We start from the raw sequence: 2,273 nt of genomic DNA, 5'->3' as shown, positions 1-2,273 counted from the left end.
TCAAGTTGGTTCACAGCTTACAAAGATTACTCGTAAAATCCTATTACGGCAAACTCCTAGCAACCAGAAGGGTAACTCAGGATAATCAAGGCAGGAAAACAGCAGGTGTGGATGGAGTTAAATCTCTGACCCCGAAGCAACGCTTAGAGATTACAGGTCAGTTAAAACTAAGAGGTAAATGTAAACCGACTCGCAGAGTCAACATACCTAAACCTAATGGAGAAACAAGACCACTGGGTATCCCATGTATGGAAGATAGAATCAAACAATGTCTGGTCAAGTTAGCACTTGAACCCCAATGGGAAGCAAAATTTGAACCGAATAGTTATGGATTTCGACCAGCAAGATCTGCACACGATGCCATTGGGCAAATATTTCTATGCATCACAAGACAACCAAAATATGTTCTTGATGCTGATATAGCCAAATGTTTCGACAGAATAGATCACGATAAATTACTTGTAAAACTTAAAACCTACCCACAGTTAAGACATGAGGTTAAATCATGGTTGAAAAGTGGATATATGGATGGCGAACAACTATTTCCCACCGAGAAAGGAACACCACAAGGAGGAGTCATATCTCCCTTACTGGCAAATATAGCCTTACACGGGATGGAACTAGAACTTAAAAAGTTCGCCAGATCATGGGAAGGTAGAAAAAGAGACAATGAAAATTCGCTCAGCATAATCCGATATGCAGATGACTTTGTTATTCTACACAAGGACATCGAGAGAATCATTCAATGCAAGGAAATAATAGAAAACTGGTTGGAAGATTTAGGGCTTGAACTGAAACCAAGTAAAACCCGTATCTCTCATACCCTTGATGAGTACGAAGGAAACACGGGATTTGACTTCTTAGGATTTAACATCCGGCAATATGAAGTAGGAAAAACACACACAGGTACTAGTACAAAAGGTGTGCCACTTGGATATAAAACCATTATAAAACCATCAAAGGAAAAAATCAAAGCTCATATTAAAAAAGTTGGAGAAATAATCAGGAAACACAGATCATCACCACAAACTGCTTTAATCAAAGAACTCAATCCTGTCATTCGGGGATGGGCGAATTATTACAGCTCGGTGTGTAGTAAAGAGGTTTACTCCAAATGTGACTCCGTATTATATCAGCAACTTAAAAGATGGGCGGAAAGAAGACATCCTAATAAATCCAAATCGTGGGTAGCCCGTAAGTATTGGCATACTCACGGGTTAAGAACATGGATGTTTTCTACCAGAGAGGGAGATGGAATAAGACTCCTAAATCATAGCGAAACGGAAATCAAAAGACACGTCAAAGTCAAAGGAGAGAAATCACCGTTTGACGGGGACTGGATTTATTGGACAACCCGTATAGGAAAACACCCTGAAGTCTCAACCAGAATGGCTACTTTGCTCAAAAGACAGAAAGGGAAATGTAATCATTGTGGACTCAATTTCAAAAGTGAAGATTTGTTAGAAATCGACCATATCATCCCTAAATCAAAAGGTGGAAAGGATGTGTATAACAATCTACAAGTACTTCACAGACATTGCCACGATGATAAGACTGCCAAAGACGGCAGTCTGAATCGTACCCATGACAAGGGGTTTATCAGAGAGGAGCTGTGTGAGGTGGAAACTCTCATGCACAGTTCTGAAGACGAGTTCAGATGGTGACATCTGAGCTTAGTTTAACAATGGTAAACTTGATGCTTTAGCACAAGAAGCACTAGCTGAATTTGATGCAGGAGATTATCAAGAAATTTAATGCACTATACTAATCGCAAATTTTGGTCATATTATTATCAGCTACCTGAAAATATACAAAAGATAGCAGATATTTCTTATGAACTATTAAAAACTAATCCCAATCATCCTTCATTACATTTTAAAAAAGTTAATAAATAAATGATGACACAATACGCAGTAATTTATGAAAAAGGAGAACATAATTGGGGAGCGATCGTCCCTGATTTGCCCGGATGTGTTAGTATTGGGGATACTTTAGAAGAAGTACAGGAAAATGTGAAAGAAGCGATCACACTTTATCTTGAAGTATTACTAGAAAGAGACGACAATATACCACAACCTCAAACACAAGTTGGATTCGTCGAAGTGGCAGCTTAGTTTTTCCTTTTATTTAACAAGCGATCGAACCTCCCCTCAAAAAACTCGATCGAACCCTCTCCTCAATCTCTCCTTAAAACCCCGATCGAACCCTCTCCTCCTTGTCATTGCGAGGAAACGAAGCAATCTCCAAAACTCGATCGAATCCTCCAAAACTTA

Annotated in this window: 3 protein-coding genes; all 3 read left to right on the top strand. The window is 39.1% G+C overall.

Annotated elements, in window-relative coordinates; all coding sequences use genetic code 11:
- On the top strand, positions 1 to 1,664 hold a 1,664-nt coding region (gene ltrA, locus ACN4EE_RS22910), incomplete at its 5' end, for a group II intron reverse transcriptase/maturase (RefSeq protein ID WP_431708824.1).
- Positions 1,665 to 1,898: 234 nt separating this feature from the next.
- On the top strand, positions 1,899 to 2,114 hold the full coding sequence (locus ACN4EE_RS22905) for a type II toxin-antitoxin system HicB family antitoxin (protein ID WP_431708825.1): 216 nt from the start codon (positions 1,899 to 1,901) through the stop codon (positions 2,112 to 2,114).
- Positions 2,089 to 2,273, top strand: a 185-nt coding sequence (locus ACN4EE_RS22900; RefSeq protein ID WP_431708823.1) for a hypothetical protein, incomplete at its 3' end; no start/stop codon positions are given. The genes ACN4EE_RS22905 and ACN4EE_RS22900, both read left to right, overlap by 26 nt.

It is taken from the genome of Geminocystis sp. CENA526 (genome assembly GCF_050753365.1).
Classification (GTDB): domain Bacteria; phylum Cyanobacteriota; class Cyanobacteriia; order Cyanobacteriales; family Cyanobacteriaceae; genus Geminocystis.
This window is presented reverse-complemented; position numbering and strand designations above follow the sequence as displayed.

Coding starts and splice junctions, on each gene's coding strand:
- ACN4EE_RS22905 (WP_431708825.1), top strand. CDS start 1,899: ATGACACAATACGCAGTAATTTATGAAAAAGGAGAACATAATTGGGGA.